Source organism: Marinovum sp. (genome assembly GCF_048263515.1).
Classification (GTDB): Bacteria; Pseudomonadota; Alphaproteobacteria; order Rhodobacterales; family Rhodobacteraceae; genus Marinovum.
The window spans coordinates 1-23,975 of the sequence record NZ_JBLXEC010000021.1 but is presented as its reverse complement, the minus strand read 5'-3'; the positions used below and the strand labels follow the sequence as shown (position 1 = coordinate 23,975).

Genomic DNA, 23,975 nt, shown 5'->3' with positions numbered 1-23,975 from the left:
AGCCTCGGCGCGGCCTTTGTCGACCGTCAGGCTTGCACGGCACTGACCTAAAGGCGGACAGGCCCGGGACAGACCCGGGCCAAGCCTCAGTTGAAGGTCGCCGGCATCAGCGTCCGCGGCAGCCAGAGCGCGATCTCGGGGAAGAGGATGATCAGCAGCAGGATCAGCAGCATCGGCGCCAGGATGATGCAGACATCGCGCATCACGCTGACCACGTTCATCCCGCCGATGGCCGCCGATATCAGCAGACAGAGCCCATAGGGTGGCGTCACCAGCCCAAAGGCCAGCGAGATGATCCCGATGATGGCAAAGGCGATCGGGTGAATGTCGGCCGCCTGGGCCACCGGCAGAAGCACGGTGCCGAGGATGATGATCGTCGGGATCGCATCGATGAACAGCCCGAAGAACAGGAACAGCGCCGCGATGATCAGCGCGGTGCCGATCATGCCGAATTCGTTCGCGGTCAGCGTTTCGACGATCAGCCGGGGCACGTTGTAGAAGGCCAGCATCCAGCCAAAGGCCGAGGCGGTGCCGATGGCAAAGAGCGAGATCGAGGCAAAGCGGCCGGTGTCGTAGAAGATATGCCCGAGATCCTTGATCGACACGGTCCGGTAGACAAAGAACCCGAGGATCAGCGCATAACCCGCCGCGATGATGGCGCTTTCGGTCGGGGTGACGATGCCGCCGACAATGCCGCCGATCACCAGGATCGGGGTCAGCAGCGCCAGCGCCGCGCCTTTGAAGGCGCTCCAGAACTCGGCGAAGGTGGGCTTGAGTGCGATGGGATAGTCGTAGGCGCGGGCATAGCCGTAGACCGTGGCCATCAGCGCAAAGCCGATCAGCAGGCCCGGGATCGCACCGGCGAGAAAGAGCGCGCCGACCGAGATCTGCATCACCCCGCCCCAGACAACCATCAGGATGCTCGGCGGGATGATGACCCCCATCACCGAGGAACAGGCGGTGATCGCGATGGCAAAACGGGTGTCGTAGCCCTCTTTCACCATCGCCGGGATCAGGATCTTGCCGCAGCCGGCCGCATCGGCGGTGGACGAGCCGGAGATGCCGGCAAAGAGCATCGACACCGCGACGTTCACATGGCCCAGTCCGCCCGGCATCCAGCCGGTCAGAACCCGGGCGAAATCGATCAGCTTGGTGGTGATCTTGCCGGAATTCATCAGGTTCGCGGCCAAAAGAAAGAATGGCACCGCGAGCAGGATGAAGGAATTGTAGGATTGGAACATCCGGTCAAGGATGATGAATGGCGTCAGCCGCAGATCCAGGATCACGATCGGAATGGTGGCAATGCCGAGCGCGAAAGCCACCGGAACCCGGATCAGAATCAATGCCAGAAAGCCGCCGACCAGAATGGTGCAGGCCAGACCCGTTGAAACGATCATGATTTGGCTTTCCTGGATTGGGTGTAGGCGTCAAAGGCCTCGTAGAGCCGGTAGGCAGTAAAGACGGCCCAGATCGCGCCGGCCAGCGGCACGGCGATGTAGATCCACAGCAGGTTGATGCGCATCATCACCGAGCTCTGGATCGAGCCGACCTTGGCGTATTCGATGCCGTACCAGGCAAAGAGCAGCGCGAAGACCATGATCGCCAGATGCACCACGCTCTTCTGGATCAGCACGCCTAGCGGGCTGGTGGCGTCGGGGGTGATCACCACGTCGAAGTGGGTGCCGTCCCAGACCGCCAGCATCGCGCCGATCATCACCACCCAGACGAAGATGAAGGTCGCCAGTTCCTCGGTCCAGAGGTAGGTGGGGATCAGCCCGGTGTAGCGGGCGATGACCTGCATCGCCACCGGCACGGCCAGCGCCGCCATCAGGCAGCCGAGCAGGATGCGCAGACCCGCGCAGAAGGTTTCAAGGGCTCGCCCGATCATGGTGATTTGGCCTTTCCGTCGGAGCGTGTGGCTCCGGAATGCAAAAGGGGCGCCCCGGTGACGGCGCGCCCCGACGGCAGGTTACATGCCGCGCACGTTTTTCAGCAGGTCGGTCGCCTGGATTTCCTCGGCGAATTCGTCCTGAACCGGCACCACCATCTCGAGCAGCTTTTCGCGGCCTTCGAATTCCTGCACCTGGATCTGGCCGGCGTCGATCATCTCCTGGAGCTTCTGACCGTCCTCACGCGATTCCAGCTCGCGGCCATAGGCCCCGGCTTCCTTACCGGCCTTCAGAACTGCGGCCTGCAGCGCTTCGGGCAGCTTGCGAAAGGTCTTGCCGCTCATCACGATGGGGCGCACGGTGATGGTGTGCTTGGTCAGCGTGACGTGGGGCGCGACCTCGTAGAACTTGAGGTTCTGGATGCTGGCGGCCTCGTTCTCGAAGCCGGCGATCACGCCGGACTGGATGGCGTTGTAGACCTCGTTATAGGCGATGGCCGAGGGGGCCGCGGTCAGCGCCGAGAAGGTCTTGGCCTGGATCGGGGCGCCCATCACGCGCATCTTGTGGCCGGCCAGATCGTCGAGATTGCCGATCGGTTCGCTTGACACCAGGTTGCGCACGCCGCCGCCGGTGTAGCCGATGATCTTGATGTCGGCGTTTTTCTCCAGCTCGGCTTCCAGCGGGCCGAAGGCATCGCTCGACAGCACGGCGTTCCAGTGATCGAGATCGCGGAACAGGAAGGGCATGTCCATCAGCGGGATCGCCGGCGCGAACTTGGCCATGTTGGAGGGGGCCATGATCGTATAGTCGATGGCGACGCCCTGCTGCAGGAAGTTCACATAGTCGCTTTCGACGCCCAGCTCGCCGTTGAGCCGCAGGTCGAACTCGACCTCGCCGTCATAATTCGCCTCGACCAGCTCGGCGAACTTGCGCATCGTCTTGGTGAAGGCGTGGTTCTCGTCGAACATGCTGGCACCGCGCAGGGTCACTTCCTGTGCGACGGCGGCGGTCATCGAGACCGCGCTCAGCCCGGTGGCAAGGGCCACGCCAAGTGTCAGGCGCGCAGCCTTTTTGGTGAAGGTACGAATGGTCATGTTGGTGTCCTCCCAGACTATGATCTTGCGCCGCGGTGACAGACCGGGCGGCAGACTCCTCAGCAGTCGAGCCACTGATAGACCGCGCTTGGCTCTTGCGTCAAGAAAATTGCTGACTAGTATCCCACTTTGATGTATCGGTCGCGTCGTCGGCCGCGAAGAAGGAGGAGCGCAGAAGGCAAAAGCGTAAAAAACAGGCGGTTTGGGAATTGATGGACCGATCAATGCCAAATCCCCGTCCCTGGCAAATGCGAAACCACGCCAAGGGCGAAACAGCGACGTAGACGGATGCCCGACGATGGAATAGCGTTTCCATGTGTTTCGGCATTTGAATTGGGCACAACCGGCCAGGAGGAATGCCGATGCGCCCGAAAATCATTACACATCTGGGAGAAATTCATGCTTCGTAATCTTGTGACGGCTGCCCTCGGCACCGCGGCCTTTGCCATGGGCGCCATGACCTTTGCCGGGACCGCCCAGGCGGAATACCCCGAGCGTCCGATCACCTGGATCGTGCCGTGGGGCGCAGGCGGCGGCACCGATGCCACCAGCCGCATGCTCGCCGGGCTGATGGAAAAGGAACTGGGCGTGCCGGTCTCGGTGGTCAACCGTGACGGCGGCTCTGGTGTTGTCGGCCATTCGGCCATCGCCAATGCCGCGCCCGACGGCTACACCATCGGCACCGCGACGGTCGAAATCGCGATGATGCACCACGCCGGCCTGACTGAGTTGGACCACACCGCCTATACCCCGATCGGCCTGTTCAATGCCGATCCGGCAGCGTTCCACGTCAGCGCGGATTCCGAATACAACACGATCTCGGAATTCCTCGAGGCCGCCAAGGCGGCGCCGGGCGAGATGAAATCCTCGGGCACCGGCCAGGGCGGCATCTGGCACCTCGCCATGGCGGGTCTCGTCGTCGAAGCCGGTCTTGACGCCAATGCGGTGCCGTGGGTGCCCTCCAAGGGCTCGGCCGCTGGTCTGCAGGACTTGGTCTCCGGCGGTGTCGACATCGTCTCCTGCTCCTATCCCGAAGCGGCCTCGCTGATCTCGGCCGGCAAGGTCAAGGCGCTGGCAGTGATGGCGGACGAGCCGCTTCCCGGCCTCGAGGACCTGCCGACGGTGAAATCGGAAACCGGCATCGACCTGAAGGTCGCCACCTGGCGCGGCGTTGCAGGCCCCGCCGGTCTGCCGGTCGAAGCCGTGAACAAGCTCTCGGCCGCGCTGGAGACCGCGTGGAATTCCGAGGAGTTCACCGCCTTCATGGCAGACCGCGGCTTTGGCAAGGTCTGGATGGACGGCCCGGCCTATGGTGCCTTCATGGCCGAGGCGGATGCCGCCAACGGCAAGGTGATGGAAGCCGCCGGCCTGACCAAGTAACCCCTTCGGCGCACCGGTCCTGCCGGTGCGCCCCCTTTTCCCGTTTCATCCGGTCCGAAGATGAACTTCGGCGCCAGGGCACGCCCTGCCCCGCCTGCGCCCCGCGCGGCCCGATCCCGGATATCGATAGGAGACACCATGAAAGTCAGTGACCGCCTGATCGGGTGCTTTCTGCTTCTGTTTGCAGCCGCCGTGCTGTTTCAGGCCAGAACCTTCCCGGTAATCCCGGGGCAATCCATCGGCTCGGGCCTGTTGCCCACCATCGTGGCGCTGGGCCTTGGCGCCTGTGCCATCGTGCTGATCGCCAAGGATTTTCTGAACGCCGAGCGCCCGCGCCTGATCACCCCCGGCGACTGGATCACCGACCGGCTGCGGATCTTCCGCGTGGCCATCGTGCTGATCGGCACGGCGAGCTTCATTCCCCTGCTCTTCGTGATCGGCTTTCCGCTGCTCAGCATCACGGTGCTGCTGGCCTTTCTGCTGTCGCTGCGGGTCTCTCTGGTGACCGCGCTGCTGGTCTCGGTCATTGCCTCGCTGGCGATCCACACGCTGTTCAGCAAGGTCTTCCTCGTGCCCCTGCCATGGGGCGTCCTGCAATCCGTCGCCTGGTAGGCTGACAAGGAGATCCCCATGGGCACTTTCGCTGATGCATTCCTCATGGTCATGGACCCCTCGGTACTGGGCGTCATCCTGGCCTCTTCGATCTTCGGGCTGTTCGTCGGGGCGATCCCTGGGCTCTCGGCCACCATGGCCACGGCTCTGCTGGTGCCGCTGACCTTCTTCATGGACCCGCTACCGGCCATCGCCGCCATCGTCAGCGCGGTGACCATGGCGATCTTTGCCGGTGACATTCCCGGCGCCATGCTGCGCATTCCCGGCACGCCGGCCTCGGCGGCCTATGTCGATGACGCCTATCAATACACCCTGCGCGGCGAGGCGGAAAAGGCGTTGGGCATCGGCCTGGTCTGTTCGGTCTTCGGCGGCATGGTGGGGGCGATCATCCTCGCCACCGGCGCGCCGTTTCTGGCGGAATTCGCCTTTCAGTTCAGCACCGTCGAGTATTTCTGGCTGGCCTGCCTCGGGCTCAGCTGCTCGGTGATCATCTCGCGCGGCACCGCGGTCAAGGGCACGGTGTCGCTGCTGATCGGGCTGTTCATCGCCACCATCGGCATCGACGTGACCGGTGGCTTCCCCCGCTTCACCTATGGCTCGGTTGAGCTGATGGCCGGTGTCAGCTTCATCCCGGCGATGATCGGCATGTTCGCGATGACCGAGATCCTGCGGTTTTCGATGGCCAAGCGCCACGACAAGTCTGCCATTCCGAAGTCCAATTCCTCGGTCTTCGGCGGCCAAGGTCGGATGATGCGCGACAACAAGGGCAACCTGGTGCGCGGCAGCCTGATCGGCACCGTCGTGGGCATCCTGCCCGGCGCGGGATCGGACATCGCCGCCTGGGTGGCCTATGCGGTCGCCAAGAAATTCTCTCGCACACCCGACAAGTTCGGCACCGGCCACCCCGAGGGCCTGGCCGCCGCCGGTGCCTCCAACAACGCCGCGCTTGGCGGGGTCTGGATCCCGGCGCTGGTCTTCGGCATTCCCGGCGATTCCGTCACCGCCATCGCCATCGGCGTGCTCTTCATGAAGGGCATCACCCCGGGGCCGATGGTCTTTGTCACCCAGGCCAGCCTGACCTACGCGATCTTCATGACCTTCTTCGTGGCGAACTTTCTGCTGCTCTTCCTCGGCTATTTCGCCATCCGCGGCTCGCGCTACGTGGTGCAGACGCCGGCCCGGTTGTTGATGCCGGTGATCCTGCTGTTCTGCATCGTCGGTTCCTTCGCCATCACCAACAGCGTCTTCGGCATCGCCATCATGGTGGTGCTTGGCATCCTCGGCTTCCTGATGGAGGAGAACGGCTTTCCCATCGCGCCGACGATCCTCGGCATCGTGATCGGCCCGATGCTCGAAGACAACTTCATGGCCACGGTGATCAAGTCCGACGGCGGCATCCTCGGGTTCTTCGACCGACCGGTCGGCGGCACGCTAGGGGTGGTGACGATCCTGATCTGGACGATCCCGCTGATCGGCATGCTGATGGCGCGGCTGCGCCGCCAGTCTGCCGCCCGCGCCTGACCTCGGGGGGCCTGTTTCGGCCCCCTGCCCCTCTCAGCTGAACTGGACCGCCCCATGCTGACATTGACCCGGCTCGACCTCACCGAGGCCCGCACCCTGATCACCGCCGCCAAGGCCAAGGCCGAAGAGATCGGTGTACCGATGTGCATCGCCGTGATGGACGAAAGCTGCAATCTGATCGCCTTCGAGCGGATGGACGGCGCCAAGGTCCCCAGCATCACCATCGCCATCGACAAGGCCTTCACCGCCGCCGGCACCCGCAACCCGACCAAGGGCCTTGGCGAGGCCAGCCAGCCCGGCAAGCCCGCCTGGGGCGTGTCTTCGACCATCGGCGGTCGGATGGTGGTGATCGCCGGCGGCCTCCCGGTCGCCTCCGGCGGCGCGGTGATCGGCGGCATCGGCGTCAGCGGCGGCTCGCCGGATCAGGACCTGGAGGTGGCGGAAGCGGCGGTTGCGGCGTTTGTGGGGGGCTGACTGAGGGGTGGTTTGGGGCCGGAGAGTTTGCTCCCGCGGGCGGGTCTCGCGGCTTTTTCGGGCACGAAGTATTTTGGCGATCCCTGAAGGACTCGAACCCTCAACCTGCTGATTAGAAGTCAGCTGCTCTATCCAGTTGAGCTAAGGGACCGCTGTCCCCGTATCTGCCGCAAGTTCGGCGGCGGGGCAAGGGGCGAGAGTCAGAGCGCGCGGGTCATGAAGACGCTCAGTGGGTCGCGGCTGTAGCAGCCGAACGGCGGGCAGTCGACAAAGCCCTGCGCGGCATAAAGCGCGCGGGCGGCGGCGAAGGGCGGTGCGGTGCCGGTTTCGAGGCTGATCCGGTTGTGGCCGGAGGCCCGGGCGGCAGAAAGGATCGCCAGCAGCAGGGCGCGGCCGGCGCCCTGGCCGCGGGCCTCGGTGGCAACATGCATGGATTTCAGCTCGGCCTCGCCATTGCCCAGCGGCTTGAGCGCGCCGACGCCCAGCAAAGCCCCGCCGCGGCGGCAGGCAAAGACCCGGGCGCCGTCGCGCTCCAGTTCGTCGAGGGTCTGCACGTGGCAGCTTTCGGCCGGGCTCTGGGCGCGCATCATCGCGTGGTGGCGCATCAAAAGCGCGGCAACGTCGGGGTCGTCTACCGTGGCGGGAAAGACGTCGAGGGGAGAGGCGAGGCTCACGAGGCACTCCTGAAGGGGGGTCGCATGTGTCCGAGCCTAGGACGCCGCGGTCCCGTCTTCAAACGGTTTCATCGGCTCCGGCGGCCTGCTGCGACTGCGCCTCGGTGACCGCCAGGTCCGCCATCTTCAGGATCGCGTCGCGAGAGCTCGCCACGGCGATGAACCGCGCGTTATGGCAGAATTTCGCGCCGGGCACGCCGCTGGCCGTTTCAAGCGCTTCGTCGGTCAGACCGGCCCAGGCCGCCGGCAGGTCGGCGCGGCTGTCAAAGCTGTCGCCGCTCTTGCGGATGGTGGTCAGCGCCCAATCCTCGCCGCGCGGGTGGACGACGAAGAGCATGTGATCGGCCCCGGCCTTTTCGACCGCCGCGCGGAAGGGCATGCCCATCGGCAGTTCCAGCACCGGCGAGGCGCCGGCGTCGGCGATGGCCTGCATCACCATGGCCTCGGCCCGGCGTTTCGCCGCCCGGCCCCGGATCGCCGCCTCGACAAAGGCGCGCGCCACCGGCAGCGCGTCGAGGAAGGCGCGGTCGTCGGCCTCGGCGTCGCGGTCGTCGAAGGCAGGCTTCAGGGTTTCGAGCAGCACCGGCAGGGTCAGCCCGGCCAAAGGCCCGGCCACCGAAGGCTCGAGCGCGCCATTGTCCATCAAGTCGACCGGCAGGACGAAACCTGTGTCAAAGCTCTCGTGGATGCTGTCGATATGCGCCTCGGGCACGCCCAGCGCGCGCAGGTAGTCCCGGCCATATTGCGCCCAGATCAGCCCGAAAGAGCTGTAGGGCTGGCCATCTTCGCGCAGCGGTGCCGGGCGCTGGTGATGGTCGAAGATTCGCGCCTCGGCATCAAAGGTGCGGCCGACGTCATAGATGATCTTGCCCTCGCCCTGCGTCGTCCATGCGGTATCGCGCGAGCGGACCAGCTCTGCCTCGGGAAAGAGCCGGGTCAGGATGACCGAAGACAGCAGCTCGTCGGCATGAAAGCCGCCGGAATGGGTGACGAGATGGGTGATGGTCATGACAGGCTCCAGCCGGGGATGCGGGGGACAGGGCGACGAGCCCCCTGCCCCGGGTCAGCGTTCTGCCTGCGGCGTCTATCCCCGCGCCGGGCGCAAGACAAGGCCGCGGGGTCAGGTCACCGCGGCCGCAGGAACCGCAGCTGGGTCAGCCCCACGCCGGAGAGGATGATTGCCGCGGCGAGATAGGTGTTGGCGCCCAGGGTCTCGCCCAGCAGGATCACGCCCAGCAGGACCGCCCAGAGCGGCACGACATAGGCCACGAGGCTCATGAAGACCGGCCCGGCCGAGCGGATCAGCACCACCCGCAACAGGAACGCCAGACCGGTCGGGAAGATCCCGGCATAGAGCATGGCCCAGGTTGCCCGCTCGGCGGTCACCTCGGGCATGCCCTCCACGAGCAGCGCCAGAGGCGCCAGCACCAGTGCGCCGGCGGTCAGCATGCCGGCGGTGAAGACCATCGGCGGCACCGGCGGTGCGCGGCGGATCAGGATCGCGCCCACCGAATAACACAGCGCTGCCCCGACACAGGCCACCCGCGCGGCAATCGTGCCGCCGGCGCCCAGCTCGTCGGTGGCGCCGGGCAGGATCAGCACCAGCAGCCCGACAAAGCCGAGGATCACGCCGGCAATCCGGCGCGGGCCGATCTGCTCATCCGGGACAAAGAGATAGGCCAGCAACAGCACGAAGATCGGTGAAGAGCCCATGGCGATGCCGGCAAAGGCCGAGGGCACCTGTTGCAGCGCCCAGGCCAACAGGCTGAACGGCAGGGCAAAATTCAGGATGCCCAGTAGCAGGATGAAGCCCAGGGACTTGAGATCGCGGATCGCGAGGTCCTTGGGCCGCGTGACCACGACAATGGCCAGCAGCGCCAGCGCGCCGATGCCGATGCGGCCGGCAGCGACGGTGAAGGGGCCGTATTGTTCGAGCGCCACGGCCATCGACATGAAGGCCCCACCCCAGACAAAGCTGAGGAACAGCAAAAGCACCCAGTCACGGGGCTCTGGCGGGGTCTGTCTGGCAGGTGTCATGGCGTCCCTCGGCTGCGGCGGTGTCTCCCTAATGAACCCTTTGCGCGGCCTGCGCCAGACGCCGTGGCCCTCGTCGGGCGGCTGACCCGAAGTCACCGCGTCACGCGACAGGGGCGGTCGTCGGGCGGCATGGCCCGTCGCGGTCAGGACGAAGAAGCGCTGAAAACGCGCCGGACCGACAAAACGCTTGCTTTTGGCTAAATTGTATAATCTGTGTATACACGCAACCGGAGGACCCCATGCCGCGATTCTCGAAGGAAGACTGCCTTGCCGATCTGCGCCGCCGGATCCTCTCGACCGAGCTTGCGCCGGGCGAGGACCTGGATGAAGCAGGTCTCTCAGAGCAATACGGCATGTCCCGCACCCCGCTGCGCGAAGTGCTGCAACGGCTGCAGGGCGAGGGCTATGTCGACATGACGCAGAACCGCGGCGCCAAGGTGGCCTCGATGGACATCGCCGTCTTGCGCACGTTCTTTCAGACCGCGCCCATGGTCTATGCCAATATCGCGCGCCTCGCGGCCGAGAACCGCACCGGCGCGCAGCTCGACCGGCTGAAGGCGGCGCAGCAGGAGTTCACCCGCGCCGCGAAATCCGCGCAGCCCGGCGAGGCCGCCCTGGCCAATCACCGCTTTCACGCCACCATCGGCGAGATGGCGCAGAACCCCTATCTCGTGGCCTCGCTGGCGCGGCTGCAGATCGATCACACGCGGATGAGCCAGACCTTCTATCGCCCCGCCGCCCCGGCCGAAACGCTGCTGGTGCTGACCGCGATCGAGCAGCACGACGCCATGATCGCCGCCATCGAGGGTCGAGAGGGCGCACTGGCCATCGACCTGACCCTGCAACACTGGGACCTCAGCCGCGACCGGATGGAGCGCTTCGTGCGCCCCGATCCGCTGCCGGTGGATGTCGTTTCACTCAAGGACCGTCGCAATGCAGTTTGAAGGCATCTACACGCCGCTGGTGACCCCCTATCACGCCGACTTCTCGCTCAACGAAGAGGCCTTGGCGCAGACGGTCGAGCACCTGATCGCCGCCGGCGTGCATGGCATCGTCGTCGCCGGCTCGACCGGGGAATATTACGCCCAGACCCCGGAGGAACGGATCGAGATGATGTCGCGCTGCGCCGGGCTGATCGGCGGGCGGGTTCCGATGGTGGTGGGCACCGGCGCCATCCGCACCGAGGACAGCGTGATGTACGCCAAGGCCGCCAAATCCGCCGGCGCAGATGCGCTTCTGGTGGCGACGCCGCCTTATGCCTATCCTACCGGGCGCGAGATCGCGCTGCATGCGCTGGCCATCGACCGCGCGGCGAACCTGCCGGTGATGCTCTACAATTATCCCGGGCGGATGTCGGTCAACATGGACGAGGACTGCCTCGACCGTCTGGGCCGCAGCCCGAATTTCTGCGGCATCAAGGAAAGCTCTGGCGACATCAACCGGCTGCACATGCTGGCGCGGGAGTATCCGCATATCGGGCTGTGCTGCGGCATGGACGATCAGGCGCTGGAGTTCTTTGCCTGGGGCGCGCGCAGCTGGGTCTGCGCCGGGTCGAACTTTGCCCCCGAGGCGCATATCGCGCTCTACCAGGCCTGCGCGGTCGAAGGCGATTTCACCAAGGGCCGCGCCATCATGTCGGCGATGCTGCCGCTGATGCGCGTGCTCGAACAGGGCGGCAAGTTCGTCCAATGCATCAAATACGGGCTGACCCTGCGCGGCATCGACGCCGGGCCACCGCGCATGCCGCTGCAACCACTCAACAAGGACGACAAACGCGAATTGGCCGAGGTGATCCGCACCATGAACACGGCCGTTTCCAGCATCACGGGGGCCCCGCTATGACCGATCTGCTGACCCAGGCCGAATACACCGCCATCGCCGCCACGCTCGACCTGCCGCGCAGCCCCTTCATCGACGGAAGGTTCCAGCCCGGGCGCGGCGCCATGATGGCGACGACCAACCCGGCGACCGGCGAAGAGATTACCCAGATTTCCACCGCCAATGGTGCTGACGTCGATCTGGCCGTTGCCAAGGCGCGCGAGGCCTTTGACCAGGGCCATTGGGCGAAGCAGGACCCCGAGGCCCGCAAGGAGGTGCTGATCCGCCTCTGCAAGCTGCTCACCCGCAGCCGCCGCGACCTGGCGGTGATGGAGAGCATCGAAAGCGGCAAGCCGATCCGCGATTGCGAGCTGATCGATGTGCCCGAGACCATCCATTGCCTGAAGTGGCACGCCGAGGCGATCGACAAGATCTACGACCAGACCGCCCCCACCGGCGACGGCGCCCTGGCGATGATTGTGCGTGAACCGATCGGCGTGGTGGCCGCCGTGCTGCCGTGGAACTTCCCGCTGATGATGCTGGCGTGGAAAATCGGCCCGGCGCTGGCGGCGGGCTGTTCGGTGATCGTGAAACCGGCCGAGCAGACCAGCCTGACCGCCCTGCGCGTCGCCGAACTGGCGCATGAGGCCGGGGTGCCGCGCGGCGTGCTGCAGGTTCTGCCCGGCGACGGGCCGTCGGTCGGCGAACCGCTGGGCCGGCACATGGATGTCGACATGGTGAGCTTTACCGGCTCGACCGAGACCGGGCGGCGCTTTCTGCATTATGCCGCCGACAGCAACCTCAAGAAGGTGGTTCTGGAATGCGGCGGCAAGAACCCGGCATTGGTCTTCGACGATGCCGAAAACCTCGACCACGTGGCCGAGCACGTGGTCAACGCCGCCTTCTGGAACGCCGGGCAGAACTGCTCGGCCACCTCGCGGCTGATCGTGCACAGTACGGTGAAACCGGCGCTGATGGAGAAGATCGAGGCCCGCCTGCGCGACTGGAAGGTCAGCGACCCGCTGGACCCCGGCACCCACATCGGCGCGCTGATCGACGCCGGTCACTGCGCCAAGGTCCGCAGCTATCTCGACAGCGCCGACGACGGCCCCTTCGTCGCCCCGGTCGTCGTTGAGGTCCGCCCGGACGACCCGCGTGCCAAGGAAGAAATCTTCGGCCCGGTGCTGAGTGTGATCGAAGTGGCCAGCAACGACGAGGCGGTGCAACTGGCCAATGACACCGCCTACGGGCTCACGGCCTCGGTGTTTTCCGCCGGCGGCCGCAGCGCCATCCGCGCTGCCCGCGACATTCGCGCCGGCACGGTCACCGTCAACTGCTACGGCGAAGGCAATATCGCCACGCCCTTCGGCGGCTACAAGCAATCGGGCTTTGGCGGCCGCGACAACGGCGTCCACGCCCACGACCAGTATACCGAGCTCAAGACCATCTGGATCGACCTGACCGATCCCGCCGACGGGGACAACGTCGCATGAGCGTCGACGCCGTGGGCACCGTTCGCCGTGGGCGCGGCGCGCGGCGGGCGGCACGGCAGACCCGCGACATCACCATGCTGCCGGCGCTGAAACGCAGGCTGCCGTTGACAGAGCCGATGACACGGGAGCAGGTCGAACGGATCGACGCGGCCTCGATGGACATCCTCGAAAACGTGGGCGTGCGCTTTCGCGATCCGATCGCCCTCGCCGACTGGACCCGCGCGGGGGCCAGGGTGCAGGGCGAGATGGTCTACCTCGACCGGCATCTGGTGCGCGAACTGATCGCGACGATCCCCGAGAGCTTCACCTACCACGCGCGCAACCCGGCCAATAACCTGCCCTTTGGCGGCGATCACAGCATCTTGGTTCCGATGACCGGCGCGCCCTACCTGCGCGATCTGGATGACAAGCGCCGCAACCCGACGCTCGACGATCTGGCGAATTTCCACAAGCTCAGCCACATGCTGCCCAGCCTCCATTCGACCGCGCATCACATCGTCGAACCCTATGATCACCCGATCAGCCAGCGGCACCTGCGGATCACCTATTCCTCGATGAAGCATTCGGACAAGACCTTCATGGGCATGACCACCAGCCCGAAGAACGCCGAGGACGTGATCGAGATGTGCGCGATCCTCTTCGGCGCCGAGTTCATGGAGACCCACCCCGTCGTCACCGGCAATTGCAACGGCAACTCGCCGCTGGTCTGGGACGAGACGATGCTGGGCGCGATGCGCGCCTTCTGCCGCTGCAATCAGCCGGTGCTCTGCTCGCCCTTCGTGCTGGGCGGTGCCAACACGCCGGCCTCGGTGCCGGCAACCGTGGCGCAGCTGAATGCCGAAGCGCTGAGCGCGCTGGCCTATACGCAGGTCATTCGCAAGGGCTGCCCGGCGATCTACGGCCACTACCTCTCGACCGTCAGCATGAAGTCCGGCGCGCCGATGGCCGGTACGCCCGAGATCAGCCTGATGAACTTCATGATCGGCCAGATGGCGCGGTTCTACCGCGTGCCCTGGCGCAGCTCGAACACGCTGGGCGGGGCCAAGACCTTTGACGCGCAGGCGGGCTACGAGAGCGCGATGACGATGAACGCGGTGCTGATGGCCGGGGCCAATTACCTCTGGCATTCGGCGGGCTGGAACGAGGCCGGGATGCATTGCTCGACCGCCAAGTTCATCGTCGATGCCGAGGTCTGCGCCATGGGCTACCGCATGGCCGAGGGCATCCAGTGGCAGGACTTCGAAGAGGCCCTCGCCGCCGTTCCCGATGTCGGACCGGGCGGGCATTACCTCGGCCATCCGCATACGCTGGAGCATTTCCAGCGGGCGTTCTTCATGCCCGAGATGTTCGACAACAACTCGATCGAGCAATGGCAGGCCGAGGGTGGCATCGAGATCACCGAGCGCGCGCTGATCCGCGCCCGCGCCATGCTGAACGAATACGAGGAGCCGAAGCTCGACGCCGGCGTGAACGAGGCGCTGCTCGACTACATCGCGCGGCGCGAGCGCGAGATCCCGGCGGCCGATGCGCTGAACCAGGATCACTAGGATGCAGGTCACCCGCCTGCCCCGCGACCCCGGCCCCGCCGGCTGGAACCGGCTGCTGCCGGACCCGCCGCCGGCGACGCCGCTGGAGGGCAGGACCACCGCCGACTGGCTGGTGATCGGCGCGGGCTTTGCCGGGCTGGCGGCCGCGCACCGGCTCTCAAAATTGGCCCCCGGCGACCGCATCGTGGTGCTCGACGCCGTGCGGGTGGGCGACGGGCCCGCGGGCCGGAACTCCGGCTTCATGATCGACCTGCCGCATGACCTTACCTCCGACGACTACGGCGGCGCGCTAGACGCCGACCTGGCCCAGACCGAGGACAACCGCCGCGGCATCGCCCAGGCCCGCGCCATGGCCGAGGAGTACGGGCTGAGCGCAGAGGCCTTCGCGCCATCGGGCAAGATCAACGCCGCCGCGACGCCGAAGGGCTGCGCCCACAACCAGAGCTTCGCCCGGCATCTGACCGCCATGGGCGAGCCGCACGAGCATTACGATGCCGGCCAAATGCAGGAGATCACCGGCACCACCTATTACCAGAGCGGTCTCTTCACCCCCGGCACCGCGATGATCCAGCCCGCGCTTTTCGTACGCGGCGTGGCCGAAGGGCTGCGCGCCGCGGGCGTGACGCTGCACGAAATGAGCCCGGTTACCGCGCTGGTACGCCGCGGCGACTGGATCGCCAGCACCCCTGCCGGGCAGGTCACCGCGCCGCGGGTGATCCTCGCGGTCAACGGCCATCTCAACAGCTTCGGCTTCCTGCCGCGCCGCTTGATGCATGTCTTCACCTACGCCTCGATGACCCGCGCCCTGCACCCTGACGAGGTTACGCGCCTCGGGGGCCAGCCAACCTGGGGGCTGACGCCGGCCGATCCGCTGGGCACCACCGTCCGGCGCATCGCCGGCACCGGGGGTGACCGGATCATCATCCGCAACCGCTTCACCTTCGACCCCTCGATTGAGGTCCCACCCGCGCGCCTGCGTCAGGTCGCCCTTACCCACGACCGCGCCTTTGCCGCGCGGTTTCCGATGCTTGCTGGGGTGGAGATGGCCTGTCGCTGGGGCGGCCGGCTCTGCCTCAGCCGCAACAACGTGCAGGTGATCGGCGAGCTGGACGAGCGGCTGTATTCCGCCTGCTGCCAGAACGGTCTGGGCACCGCCAAGGGCACCCTGGCCGGCGGGCTAGCGGCAGAACTTGCCTTGGGGGTCGGCTCCCCCGCCCTCGACCGCGCACTGGCGGCGCCCCGGCCGACCCGGCTGCCGCCCGCCCCGATCGCGCAGATCGGCGCCAACCTGCACCTGCGCTGGGGCGAACACCGCGCCGGGGATGAGCTCTGAGCCCAGCACCGATAGGTGAATAGAGACCGGCGGGCCCCTCCGCTCAGGCGGCGGGGGCCGCGGCCATGTTGCGACGAACAAGCGTCAGATCATCGCAACACAGCGCCGAGACCTCGCGCTGACGTCGGTCCTCGGACCAGCCGAGCGCCGTCCCGGCAACTCGCGCGCATTCTTCGATCGCCTGAGGCGTCAGCCGGCCCGACATGGCGATGAGGGTCCGCCGCAACAGCAGGTCCGCCAGCGTCTCGACCCGCTCATTGCGGCAGAGGAAGGCCAACTCCCTGTCGGAATAGTCCGGCACGGCCGCCAGCATGGTCTCGCCTGCACAGGCCTCGGCGATCCTTTCGCCTGTGGTTCCGTATCGGTCCAGCAGTCCCGCCACCCGCTCCGCCGACAGGCCGGAGGCCTGCGCGACGCGGTCGACCCAGCCATCCCGCGCCGCCGGGGTCCGCGGGAACCCTGCCCCGCCGCCGATGGCCATGTCGCCGGTGTCCACCCGATGCGGCTGGCCCAGATGGTCCAGCACCCGCCGCGCGGCCTCGGCCGAGAAGGCGCGGAAGGTGGTCCATTTCCCGCCGATCAGGCAGAGCACGGGGGTGCCCGCCCCGAGCGTCACCTCGGCGATGGAATGATCGCGGGTCACGAGGCCGATCTCGCCGTCCGCCCGCGGCAGGGGACGCACCCCACAGAAGCGGTAGCGCACGTGCTCCTCGGTCAGAGCGATGTCGGGAAAGACCTCACCGACGGCGGCCAGCATGTAGGCAACCTCGGTGTCTTCGCAGAATGCGGTGTCGGGGTCCTCGACCGGAATGTCGGTCGAGCCGATCAGCACGCGGTCCATGAAAGGGTAACACAGGTTGACCCGGCCGTCGGCGGTGCCGAAATAGATCATGTGGCCGTTGAGGGCACGGTAGAGCCCGGGGTGATCGACGATCACATGCGAGCCCTTGGAGCCGCCCATCAACCGGCTCTCGATCCCGAGATCGCGGTTCACCGCGTCGATCCAGGCGCCGCCGGCATTGACCACGATGCGGGGCCTGACGGTCTGACGCCGCCCGCCCGCCTCATAGGTCACGCAAGCGCCCTCGACCGCGACGATCCGCGCGTGGTTGACGGCCCGCGAGCGCGGGTTCAGCCGCTCGGCATCCTGCACCAGTTCAAGGCCCAGCCGTTCCGCATGGCTGAGCTGACCCTCGTAATAAAGCCCCGCCGCCACGATCTTCGGGTCCATCCCGGCCACCCGGTCCTCGAGCGCCTTGCGCCCGAGGAGGCGGTGCCGGGGCATCGAGCGGTGACGGCGCCCGTAGAGGTCATAGAGCATCAGCCCGGCGCGGGTGATCAGCGATCCGCGGTTGGTCAGCTTCGCCTTCAGCCCGAAGAACCGCCTGACCGACGGCAGGATGCCGGCAAAGCGTGACCGGAGCGGCAGGATCGTCGGCAAGGGCGTCACGAAATGCGGGGCGTTCTGCAGCAGGCGGTTGCGCTCGGTCAGCGATTCCCGCACCAGCCCGAATTCGCCGGTCTCCAGGTATTTCAGCCCGCCATGCATCAGCCGAGACGAGGCCGCCGAGGCGCCGGCGCAGAAATCCTCGCGCTCGATCAGCAGGCAGTCGATCCCCTGCGCCGAGAGATCGCGGAAGGTGCCGCAACCGTTGATGCCGCCGCCGATGATCAGCACGTCGATGTCGAGAGGCTCAGTCATTGACGATCGCCACCTTGATCGCCACCCCGCTCTCGGCCACCTCGAAGGCGCGCGGCGTCTCGTCCAGCGGGAAGCTGTCGGTGATCAGTGGCGCCACCTTGAGCCGGCCAGAGGCCACCATGTTGAAGGCATCGTCGAAATTGCGCCGCGACAACCCGAAGGCGCCGGTGACCTTGATCTCGTTGTAGTGGATGGCGTTGATGTCCATTTCGCCCGTCTCGCCCTTGGAAAACCCGGCAAAGAGACTGACCCGACCGCCGTGGGCCACGAGGTCGGTGGCCTGCCGTGCCAGCGCCGGGACGCCGATGGCGCAGATCACCACGTCTGCGCCGCGCCCGTCGGTCTCGGCCCTGACGCGGGCGGTGACATCCTCGCCCATCGGGTCGATCACCGCGTCGGCGCCAAAGCGCAGGGCAGCCTCGCGGCGGCCGGCGTTGGGATCGGAGACGATGATCCGCGCCGCGCCGCGCAGCCCGGCCAGCAGGACGTGCAACAACCCGATCGGCCCGGCACCGATCACCACCACCACATCCGCAAACCCCACGCCGGCCTTTTCCTGACCGTTGAGCACGCAGGACAACGGTTCGACCAGCGCCGCCTCGCCATAGCTCATCCCGGGCGGAAGCTGGCGCAGGTTGCCGCCGTCCACCGCCTGCGCCGGGATGCGGATCAGATCGGCAAAACCGCCGTCCAGCTCGTAGCCGAAATTCAGACCCTCGGCGCACATGTTCTCGAGCCCGCGCTTGCAGCGGTCGCAATGGCCGCAGGGGATCGTCGGGCAAAGCCCGACCCGGTCGCCCACCGACAGGCCGGCCCGGCCACCGGTGTCGACAATCTCGCCGGCGAACTCATGGCCGAGGATCGAGGGATAGCGCACGCCCATGGTCTTGCGGCCGCGAAAGATGCGGATGTCGGTGCCGCAGACCGTCGCGGCCCGCATCCGGATCACCAGATCACCGGGCCCGGCCTTGGGAAGGTCGGTGGCCTGCACCGCGAGTTGGTTGGGAGCTTGCAGGATGGCGGCTTTCACGTTTCTAACTCCTGGTGTGCAGTCAGGTCACTGCGGGGTTGTGTCCACAAGATCGGCCGGGCCCCTGCCGGCTGACAGGGGCCCCGGGGATCAGCCTCGCCGGCGCAGCAGGTCGACCAGCACCGCGACAAGCACCACGCAGCCGACGATGACCCGCTGCCAGAAGCCCGAGACGTTCATCAGCACCGTGCCATTGGCCAGCACCGCCAGAAGGATCGCGCCCAGCACCGTGCCGATGATTGAGCCCTGCCCGCCCCTCAGCGATGTGCCGCCGAGGATCGCCGCGGTGATCGCGCCCATCAGCCAGCCCTCGCCCACCGAGGGCTGCGCCGCGTCCATCCGGCTGGCAAACAGGATACCGGCCAGCGCCGAGAGCATCCCGGCCATGCCGAAGGCAAAGAACTCGACCCAGCGGGCGCGGATACCGGCGAGGATCGCCGCGTCGCGGTTGCCGCCGACGGCAAAGATGTTGCGGCCCAGACGGGTCTGGGTGAGCATCCAGATCAGCACCAGCGCGGTGACCAGAAAGATAACCACCGGCAGCGGCACGCCCCAGATTTCGCCCTTTCCGAAGACCTGAAACGCCTCGCCCAGTGGCCGGATCGGATAACCCTTGGTGATCACCAGCGTCAGGCCGGCAAAGATCTCCCACGTCGCCAGCGTCACGATGAAGGGGTTGAGCCGCAGGCCGGCCACGAAGACCCCGTTGATCGCGCCCAGCGCGAAGCCGAAGGCCATGGTGAAGGGGATGATCAGCCAGGGGTGGATGCCCCATTGGCTGAGCGCGATGGCACCAACGATCGACGACAGCCCGGCCGCGGCGCCGACCGACAGGTCGATGCCACCGACCAGCAGCACCAGCGTCTGGCCCAGCGCCACCAGCCCGACGAAGGCCGCCTGCCGCATCACCACGGACATGTTGTAGCCCGACAGGAAGTTGTCGGCGGCGAGTGCCAGCGCCCCGGTCAGGACGATCAGGGCGACCAGCACGCCGCTGCCCTCCCAGGCCCAGAACCGCGAAACGAGGGTTGCCTGCCGGCGCGCCACCGGCGCCGGCGTTGCAGAGGGGGTCACGATTTCCATTGATCCGTTCTTTCTTTCCATGTCAGCTCATCGCCAGCTTCAGCAGGCCTTCCTGCGTTGCGTCCCGGCGGTCCACGATGCCTTTGACCCGGCCCTCGTGCATGACGAGGATGCGGTCCGCCACGTCGAGCAGCTCTTCCATCTCTGACGAGATGACGACGATCGACAGACCGTTCTGCTCGGTCAGCCGGCGCAACACCGACTGGATTTCGAATTTCGCGTTCACGTCGATGCCGCGGGTGGGCTCGTCCATGATCAGTACCTGCGCATCCCGCATCAGCCAGCGGGCAATGATGAACTTCTGCTGGTTGCCGCCCGACAGGCTGGTGATTGGATCCTTGAGCGAGTTGAACTTGGCCTTCATCTGGCGGGCCAGCTTCTCGACCTCTTCCATCATCTCGCGGTTGCGCACGTGCAGCAGCCCGGCAAAGCGGTCCAGCGTCGGCAGCGCGGTGTTCTCGGCAATCGACAGCAGCGGGAAGATGCCCTCCTGCTTGCGCTCTTCGGGCAGGTAGATCAGCCCGGCCTGAATGGCGTCCTGCGGATCGCGAAAGGTGACCGGTTTGCCATTGAGCGTGATGCTGCCCAATTGCGCGCGGGTGGCGCCGAAGATGCACTTGGCCATTTCCGTCCGGCCGGAACCCACAAGCCCCGAGACCCCGAGGATCTCGCCCTTGCGCAGGCTGAAGGAGACATCGCTGAATTCATGCGCCCGGGTCAGGCCCGTGACCTCGAGCACCGTCTCGGAGCTGCGGATCTCGCGCTGCACCTGCGCGCCGGTTTTCGGCGGGCGGCCGGCCATCAGGGTGACCATCCGGTCGCGGCTGGCCTCGTCCGGGGTGAGCTCGCCCACGTGAACCCCGTCGCGCAGCGCGGTGATGCGGTGCGACAGCCGCCGCACCTCTTCCAGCCGGTGCGAGATGTAGAAGGCCGAGCGGCCCTCTTTCGCAAGGTTTTCGATGTAGGACAGCAGCACCTCTTCCTCGCGGTAGGTGAGCGTCGCGGTGGGTTCGTCGAAGATGATGATCCGCGCCTCGGTGGCGGCAGCGCGGGCGATCTGCACCAGCTGCTGCTGCGCCTTGGACAGGCTGGACACCTTGGCGCGCGGATTGATCGAATTGTCGACCTCATGCAGGTGGCGCGTCGCCTCGGCGTGGGTCTTCTTCCAGTCGATGGCGGCGGCGCGGCCGCAATGCGCGCCCAGCATGATGTTCTCGGCCACGGTCAGATGCGGCACGAGGTTGATCTCCTGCGGCGCGATGGCGATGCCATGCGCCTGCGCATCCTTGGGCCGGTGAAACTGCACCTCCTTGCCGTCGACCAGCAGCGTGCCCTCGGTGGGCGCCAGGCGGCCGCAGATGATGTTCATCAGGGTCGACTTGCCGGCGCCATTCTCGCCGATGATCGAATGCACCTCGCCCGGGTAGAGCGTCACCGTGACATCGCTGAGCGCGGTCACCGGCCCGAAGGACTTGGAGATATTGCGGGCTTCGAAGACAGGGGCGGCAGGGCACATCGCAGGAGACCTTTCTGAAAAGGGCCCCGAGCCGGAGGGAGCGGTCGGCCCGGGGGGCGGAGGCCGGCGCCGGCGGGGTCGCCGACGCGGCCGGTCCGGTCACGACGACTTGCAGTCGTCCTTGGTCAGGAAGCGCGACCCGGTGTCGTGGAACATCGGGAAGGTGTGGTTCTCGTTCATGGCGACGAGGTAGTGCACCGCCCAGTAACCCATGTCCCACTGGCGCTGCGCCTTGAGCGCGTCGATCACGCCCGAGCAGACGAAATCCACCGCTTCCGGCAGGTCGTCCATGCCGACGATCAGCACTTCTCCGGTCTTGCCGGCGTTCTGCACCGCGCGGGCCGCGCCGATCGGGTTCGAGGCGTTGGAGGCAAAGATGCCGTCGAGGTCGGGATGCGCCGAGAGCACGTTCTCGGTCAGCTCGACGGCTTTCTCGAGGATGTCGTCATCGGGCTGCTCAAAGACGATCTCGATGCCCGGATGCGCCGACATGGCTTCCTTGAAGCCTTCGATCCGCTCGACGTGGTCCGAGGCGGTCAGGCTGCCGGCGAGGATCGCCACCTTGCCCTTGCCGTCCAGCTTCGCGGCCAGCCGCTCGCCCAGGTCGAAGCCGTCCATCTTGGAGCTTTTCGGGCCGATGAAGGGAAAGCTGTCGTCGCAGGGCGAGTTGAAGCTGATGACATTGAGGCCGGCGTCGCGGGCTTCGTTCATCAGCTGCACGTTGGTCGCCTTGTCGAGACAGGCCACGGCCAGACCGTCGGGGCGGCGGCCGATGTTGGTCTCGATCCGCTGGTTCTGGTCGACCACGTCGGCCTGCGGCGGCTGGTCCCAAATCACCTCGACCTGGATGCCGCGCTGCTTCAGCTCTTCGACGGCGTATTTGCCACCTTCGGCCACCACGTCGTACCACGGGTGGATCACCTTGGGCACGAAGACAAAGGTCAGCTTGTCGTCGACCGGGGTGATCAGGTCGGCCTGGTCCTGCGCCGCCGCCGCGAGCGGCATGAGCGTGGCCAGCGCGGTGGCGGCCACCGCGTGTTTCAGTTTGAAGTTCATGTGGGGTCTCCTCCTAGAGCCATGTCGGACGGCTGCGCCGCCCTGTTGTCCGGCGCCGGCCTCCTCAGCCGGCGGCCATCTCCTCGGCCGGTGCCAGCACCGGCGTCGTAGTCATGAAGTCCAGCACCTGATCGAAGTCCTGCACCCCGGCCTGGCTGCCCAGCCCGGTGGCATTCAGCGCCGAGCAGGCCTGGGCAAAGCGCACCGTGTCGCGCGGGCTCATGCCGCGGACCAGACCGGTGGCAAAGCCTGCGTTGAAGGCATCGCCGCAGCCGCAGGTGCATTTCACCTTGATGCGGAAGGCCGGCACGGTGAAACGCGTGCCGTCGCGGTGGTGGTAATAAGCCCCGTCGGCGCCCAGCGTGAAGACGCAGCAAGTGGCGCCGAGACCGAGGAAGAACTCGGCGATCTCGGCCTTGTCCTTGAGACCCGAGAGCGCCTCGGCCTCTTCGATCGAGGGCAGGAAGTAGTCGGTCCAAGGCAGCACTGCCTGAACGTCGGGCAGATCGGCGGGCGATCCGGCAAAGACGTCGACGGTGGTGATGCAGCCGCGCGCCCTGGCGTGTTTCATCAGCGCCGCGTTGCGCGCGCCGTCCATCGCATCCATCAGGCCGACGCCGCCCATGTGGAACACGGTTGCGTCGGTCACCGCGTCGAAGCGGTCTTCCTCGACGGTGAAGGCCCCGGTCGCGCCCTTGACGTGCAGCGCGGGCCGCGAGCCGTCGCCGCGGGTCAGAACGATGGAGCTCGAGGTCGGCACCCCGGGATAGCGGCGCAGGTCAGCGACATCGACGTCGAACTGGCCGATGCGCTGCAGCACCCAGTCGCCCATCATGTCGGTGCCGATGCCGCCGACCGCGCGGGTCTTGAGCCCGACCTTGGCGCCGACAATGGCCGCGACCCCGGCCGCGCCCGAGACCGCCAGGGCGATCTCGTCGAGCAACACCGTGCCGCCGCCCGGCGGCACCTGCGTGAACGGCCAGCCCAGGCAGTCGAAGGTGTAGAAGCCCATAGATGAGTAGTCGAATTGCATTGGCACCTCCCGGCGTTGGGATCGTTATGTCAGAACATTCGTAATTCTGTCAATACATATGTTCCATTGTGGCGCATTTGCGCCTGACGAGATTGGCTTCCCCCAAGAAAAACAGCGATATAGCTGCACTTCCCCAACCATCGTGACGCAAAACTTCCGGAACCACCGATGGGTAACGCGCACATTTGTCCAAAAATAGATTCGTATGAACACGTCAATCACACCCAATGCGACGTCCCACCCCGCCGCAGATTCGCTGACAACGAGCCCCCCCCCGGGCGCGGAACAAGGCCGCAGGCCGCCGCGCCCTCGCCGGGCCGCCCGCATGGCCCGGCGATCGGGTGACGTTTGCGCGTCAATCATTTCCAGCGCGCCGGTGATGGGGACAAAATCGAGCAGAACTGACGTCGGGATCGCCGTGCCGCGGCCCGGTGAGGGCGCGGCTTGTGCGAGCGCAAACGGAAACGCCCCCGCATCTCTGCGAGGGCGTTTCGGGTCAGCCTTGCAAGTGGCTCACATGTGGATCGCGCCGTCGCCGCAGGCGAGTGCGGCCTCGCGCACCGCTTCGGAGAAGGTCGGGTGGGCGTGGCAGGTCAGGGCGATGTCCTCGGCCGAGGCGCCGAACTCCATGCCGACGCAGATCTCGTGGATCAGGTCGCCCGCCGCCGGGCCGATGATGTGGC

21 protein-coding genes, 1 tRNA gene and 1 pseudogene are annotated in these 23,975 nt (G+C 66.6%); 9 read left to right on the top strand and 14 right to left on the bottom strand.

The features are described 5' to 3' along the window. Positions 1-86: 86 nt before the first annotated feature. From ACN0SE_RS16625 to ACN0SE_RS16615, 3 genes are all read right to left on the bottom strand, one after another. The gene (locus ACN0SE_RS16625; RefSeq protein ID WP_417525654.1) at positions 87-1,397 is read right to left on the bottom strand and encodes a TRAP transporter large permease; all 1,311 of its coding nucleotides are present in this window, start codon (positions 1,395-1,397) and stop codon (positions 87-89) included. After that, positions 1,394-1,888, bottom strand: a complete 495-nt coding sequence (locus ACN0SE_RS16620; protein ID WP_417525653.1) for a TRAP transporter small permease — start codon at positions 1,886-1,888, stop codon at positions 1,394-1,396. Before ACN0SE_RS16620 ends, ACN0SE_RS16625 begins: the two co-directional genes overlap by 4 nt. Positions 1,889-1,969: 81 nt before the next feature. Beyond that, positions 1,970-2,983: a TRAP transporter substrate-binding protein gene (locus ACN0SE_RS16615; RefSeq protein ID WP_417525652.1), complete on the bottom strand. Its 1,014-nt coding sequence runs from the start codon at positions 2,981-2,983 to the stop codon at positions 1,970-1,972. 399 nt (positions 2,984-3,382) lie between these two features. Here ACN0SE_RS16615 and ACN0SE_RS16610 point away from each other — a divergent pair, with 399 nt between their 5' ends. The 4 genes from ACN0SE_RS16610 (at position 3,383) to ACN0SE_RS16595 (ending at position 6,970) form a co-directional block, all read left to right on the top strand. Then, a complete protein-coding gene (locus ACN0SE_RS16610; RefSeq protein ID WP_417525651.1) occupies positions 3,383-4,363 on the top strand; it encodes a Bug family tripartite tricarboxylate transporter substrate binding protein in 981 nt (326 codons plus the stop codon). A 138-nt stretch (positions 4,364-4,501) separates the two neighbouring features. After that, a complete protein-coding gene (locus tag ACN0SE_RS16605) occupies positions 4,502-4,975 on the top strand; it encodes a tripartite tricarboxylate transporter TctB family protein (protein WP_417525650.1) in 474 nt (157 codons plus the stop codon). A gap of 18 nt (positions 4,976-4,993) precedes the next feature. Continuing rightward, a complete protein-coding gene (locus ACN0SE_RS16600) occupies positions 4,994-6,496 on the top strand; it encodes a tripartite tricarboxylate transporter permease (RefSeq protein ID WP_417525649.1) in 1,503 nt (500 codons plus the stop codon). A 54-nt stretch (positions 6,497-6,550) separates the two neighbouring features. Next, positions 6,551-6,970, top strand: a complete 420-nt coding sequence (locus ACN0SE_RS16595; RefSeq protein WP_417525648.1) for a GlcG/HbpS family heme-binding protein — start codon at positions 6,551-6,553, stop codon at positions 6,968-6,970. Between the two features lie 74 nt (positions 6,971-7,044). Here ACN0SE_RS16595 and ACN0SE_RS16590 read toward each other — a convergent pair. The 4 genes from ACN0SE_RS16590 to ACN0SE_RS16575 form a co-directional block, all read right to left on the bottom strand. Continuing rightward, positions 7,045-7,121, bottom strand: a tRNA-Arg gene (locus tag ACN0SE_RS16590). Between the two features lie 49 nt (positions 7,122-7,170). Next, positions 7,171-7,644, bottom strand: coding sequence for a GNAT family N-acetyltransferase (locus ACN0SE_RS16585; RefSeq protein WP_417525647.1), 474 nt, complete (start codon positions 7,642-7,644; stop codon positions 7,171-7,173). A gap of 58 nt (positions 7,645-7,702) precedes the next feature. Then, on the bottom strand, positions 7,703-8,653 hold the full coding sequence (locus ACN0SE_RS16580) for an MYG1 family protein (protein ID WP_417525646.1): 951 nt from the start codon (positions 8,651-8,653) through the stop codon (positions 7,703-7,705). 116 nt (positions 8,654-8,769) lie between these two features. Next, positions 8,770-9,681 carry a DMT family transporter gene (locus tag ACN0SE_RS16575; protein ID WP_417525645.1) on the bottom strand — a complete coding sequence of 304 codons (912 nt, stop codon included), beginning with the start codon at positions 9,679-9,681 and terminating at the stop codon, positions 8,770-8,772. Between the two features lie 239 nt (positions 9,682-9,920). Here ACN0SE_RS16575 and ACN0SE_RS16570 point away from each other — a divergent pair, with 239 nt between their 5' ends. From ACN0SE_RS16570 to ACN0SE_RS16550, 5 genes are read left to right on the top strand one after another with little or no spacing between them, the layout of a single operon-like run. Beyond that, positions 9,921-10,625, top strand: coding sequence for a GntR family transcriptional regulator (locus tag ACN0SE_RS16570; protein ID WP_417525644.1), 705 nt, complete (start codon positions 9,921-9,923; stop codon positions 10,623-10,625). Continuing rightward, a complete protein-coding gene (locus ACN0SE_RS16565; protein WP_417525643.1) occupies positions 10,615-11,523 on the top strand; it encodes a dihydrodipicolinate synthase family protein in 909 nt (302 codons plus the stop codon). The genes ACN0SE_RS16570 and ACN0SE_RS16565 overlap by 11 nt, the downstream gene beginning before the upstream one ends. Further along, positions 11,520-12,992 carry an aldehyde dehydrogenase gene (locus ACN0SE_RS16560; RefSeq protein WP_417525642.1) on the top strand — a complete coding sequence of 491 codons (1,473 nt, stop codon included), beginning with the start codon at positions 11,520-11,522 and terminating at the stop codon, positions 12,990-12,992. The genes ACN0SE_RS16565 and ACN0SE_RS16560 overlap by 4 nt, the downstream gene beginning before the upstream one ends. Further along, positions 12,989-14,539, top strand: coding sequence for a trimethylamine methyltransferase family protein (locus ACN0SE_RS16555; RefSeq protein WP_417525641.1), 1,551 nt, complete (start codon positions 12,989-12,991; stop codon positions 14,537-14,539). Before ACN0SE_RS16560 ends, ACN0SE_RS16555 begins: the two co-directional genes overlap by 4 nt. Before the next feature lies 1 nt (position 14,540). Then, positions 14,541-15,872, top strand: a complete 1,332-nt coding sequence (locus ACN0SE_RS16550; RefSeq protein ID WP_417525640.1) for an NAD(P)/FAD-dependent oxidoreductase — start codon at positions 14,541-14,543, stop codon at positions 15,870-15,872. A 43-nt stretch (positions 15,873-15,915) separates the two neighbouring features. On the opposite strand, the gene ACN0SE_RS16545 is transcribed toward ACN0SE_RS16550, so the two are convergent. The 7 genes and pseudogenes from ACN0SE_RS16545 to ACN0SE_RS16515 form a co-directional block, all read right to left on the bottom strand. Further along, entirely contained in the window at positions 15,916-17,574 is a 1,659-nt protein-coding gene (locus tag ACN0SE_RS16545; protein ID WP_417525639.1) for a glycerol-3-phosphate dehydrogenase/oxidase, read from the bottom strand. Next, positions 17,567-18,604 (bottom strand): zinc-dependent dehydrogenase, encoded by a 1,038-nt coding sequence (locus ACN0SE_RS16540; protein WP_417525638.1) that lies wholly within the window; start codon positions 18,602-18,604, stop codon positions 17,567-17,569. Before ACN0SE_RS16540 ends, ACN0SE_RS16545 begins: the two co-directional genes overlap by 8 nt. A 90-nt stretch (positions 18,605-18,694) precedes the next feature. Continuing rightward, entirely contained in the window at positions 18,695-19,687 is a 993-nt protein-coding gene (locus tag ACN0SE_RS16535) for an ABC transporter permease (protein WP_417525637.1), read from the bottom strand. A 22-nt stretch (positions 19,688-19,709) separates the two neighbouring features. Then, positions 19,710-21,203 carry a sugar ABC transporter ATP-binding protein gene (locus ACN0SE_RS16530; protein WP_417525636.1) on the bottom strand — a complete coding sequence of 498 codons (1,494 nt, stop codon included), beginning with the start codon at positions 21,201-21,203 and terminating at the stop codon, positions 19,710-19,712. A gap of 99 nt (positions 21,204-21,302) precedes the next feature. Next, positions 21,303-22,259 carry a substrate-binding domain-containing protein gene (locus ACN0SE_RS16525; protein ID WP_417525635.1) on the bottom strand — a complete coding sequence of 319 codons (957 nt, stop codon included), beginning with the start codon at positions 22,257-22,259 and terminating at the stop codon, positions 21,303-21,305. Between the two features lie 64 nt (positions 22,260-22,323). Next, positions 22,324-23,292 carry a carbohydrate kinase family protein gene (locus ACN0SE_RS16520; RefSeq protein ID WP_417525634.1) on the bottom strand — a complete coding sequence of 323 codons (969 nt, stop codon included), beginning with the start codon at positions 23,290-23,292 and terminating at the stop codon, positions 22,324-22,326. Positions 23,293-23,805: 513 nt separating this feature from the next. After that, positions 23,806-23,975 (bottom strand): annotated as a pseudogene (locus ACN0SE_RS16515) (dihydrolipoyl dehydrogenase); the annotation flags it as partial.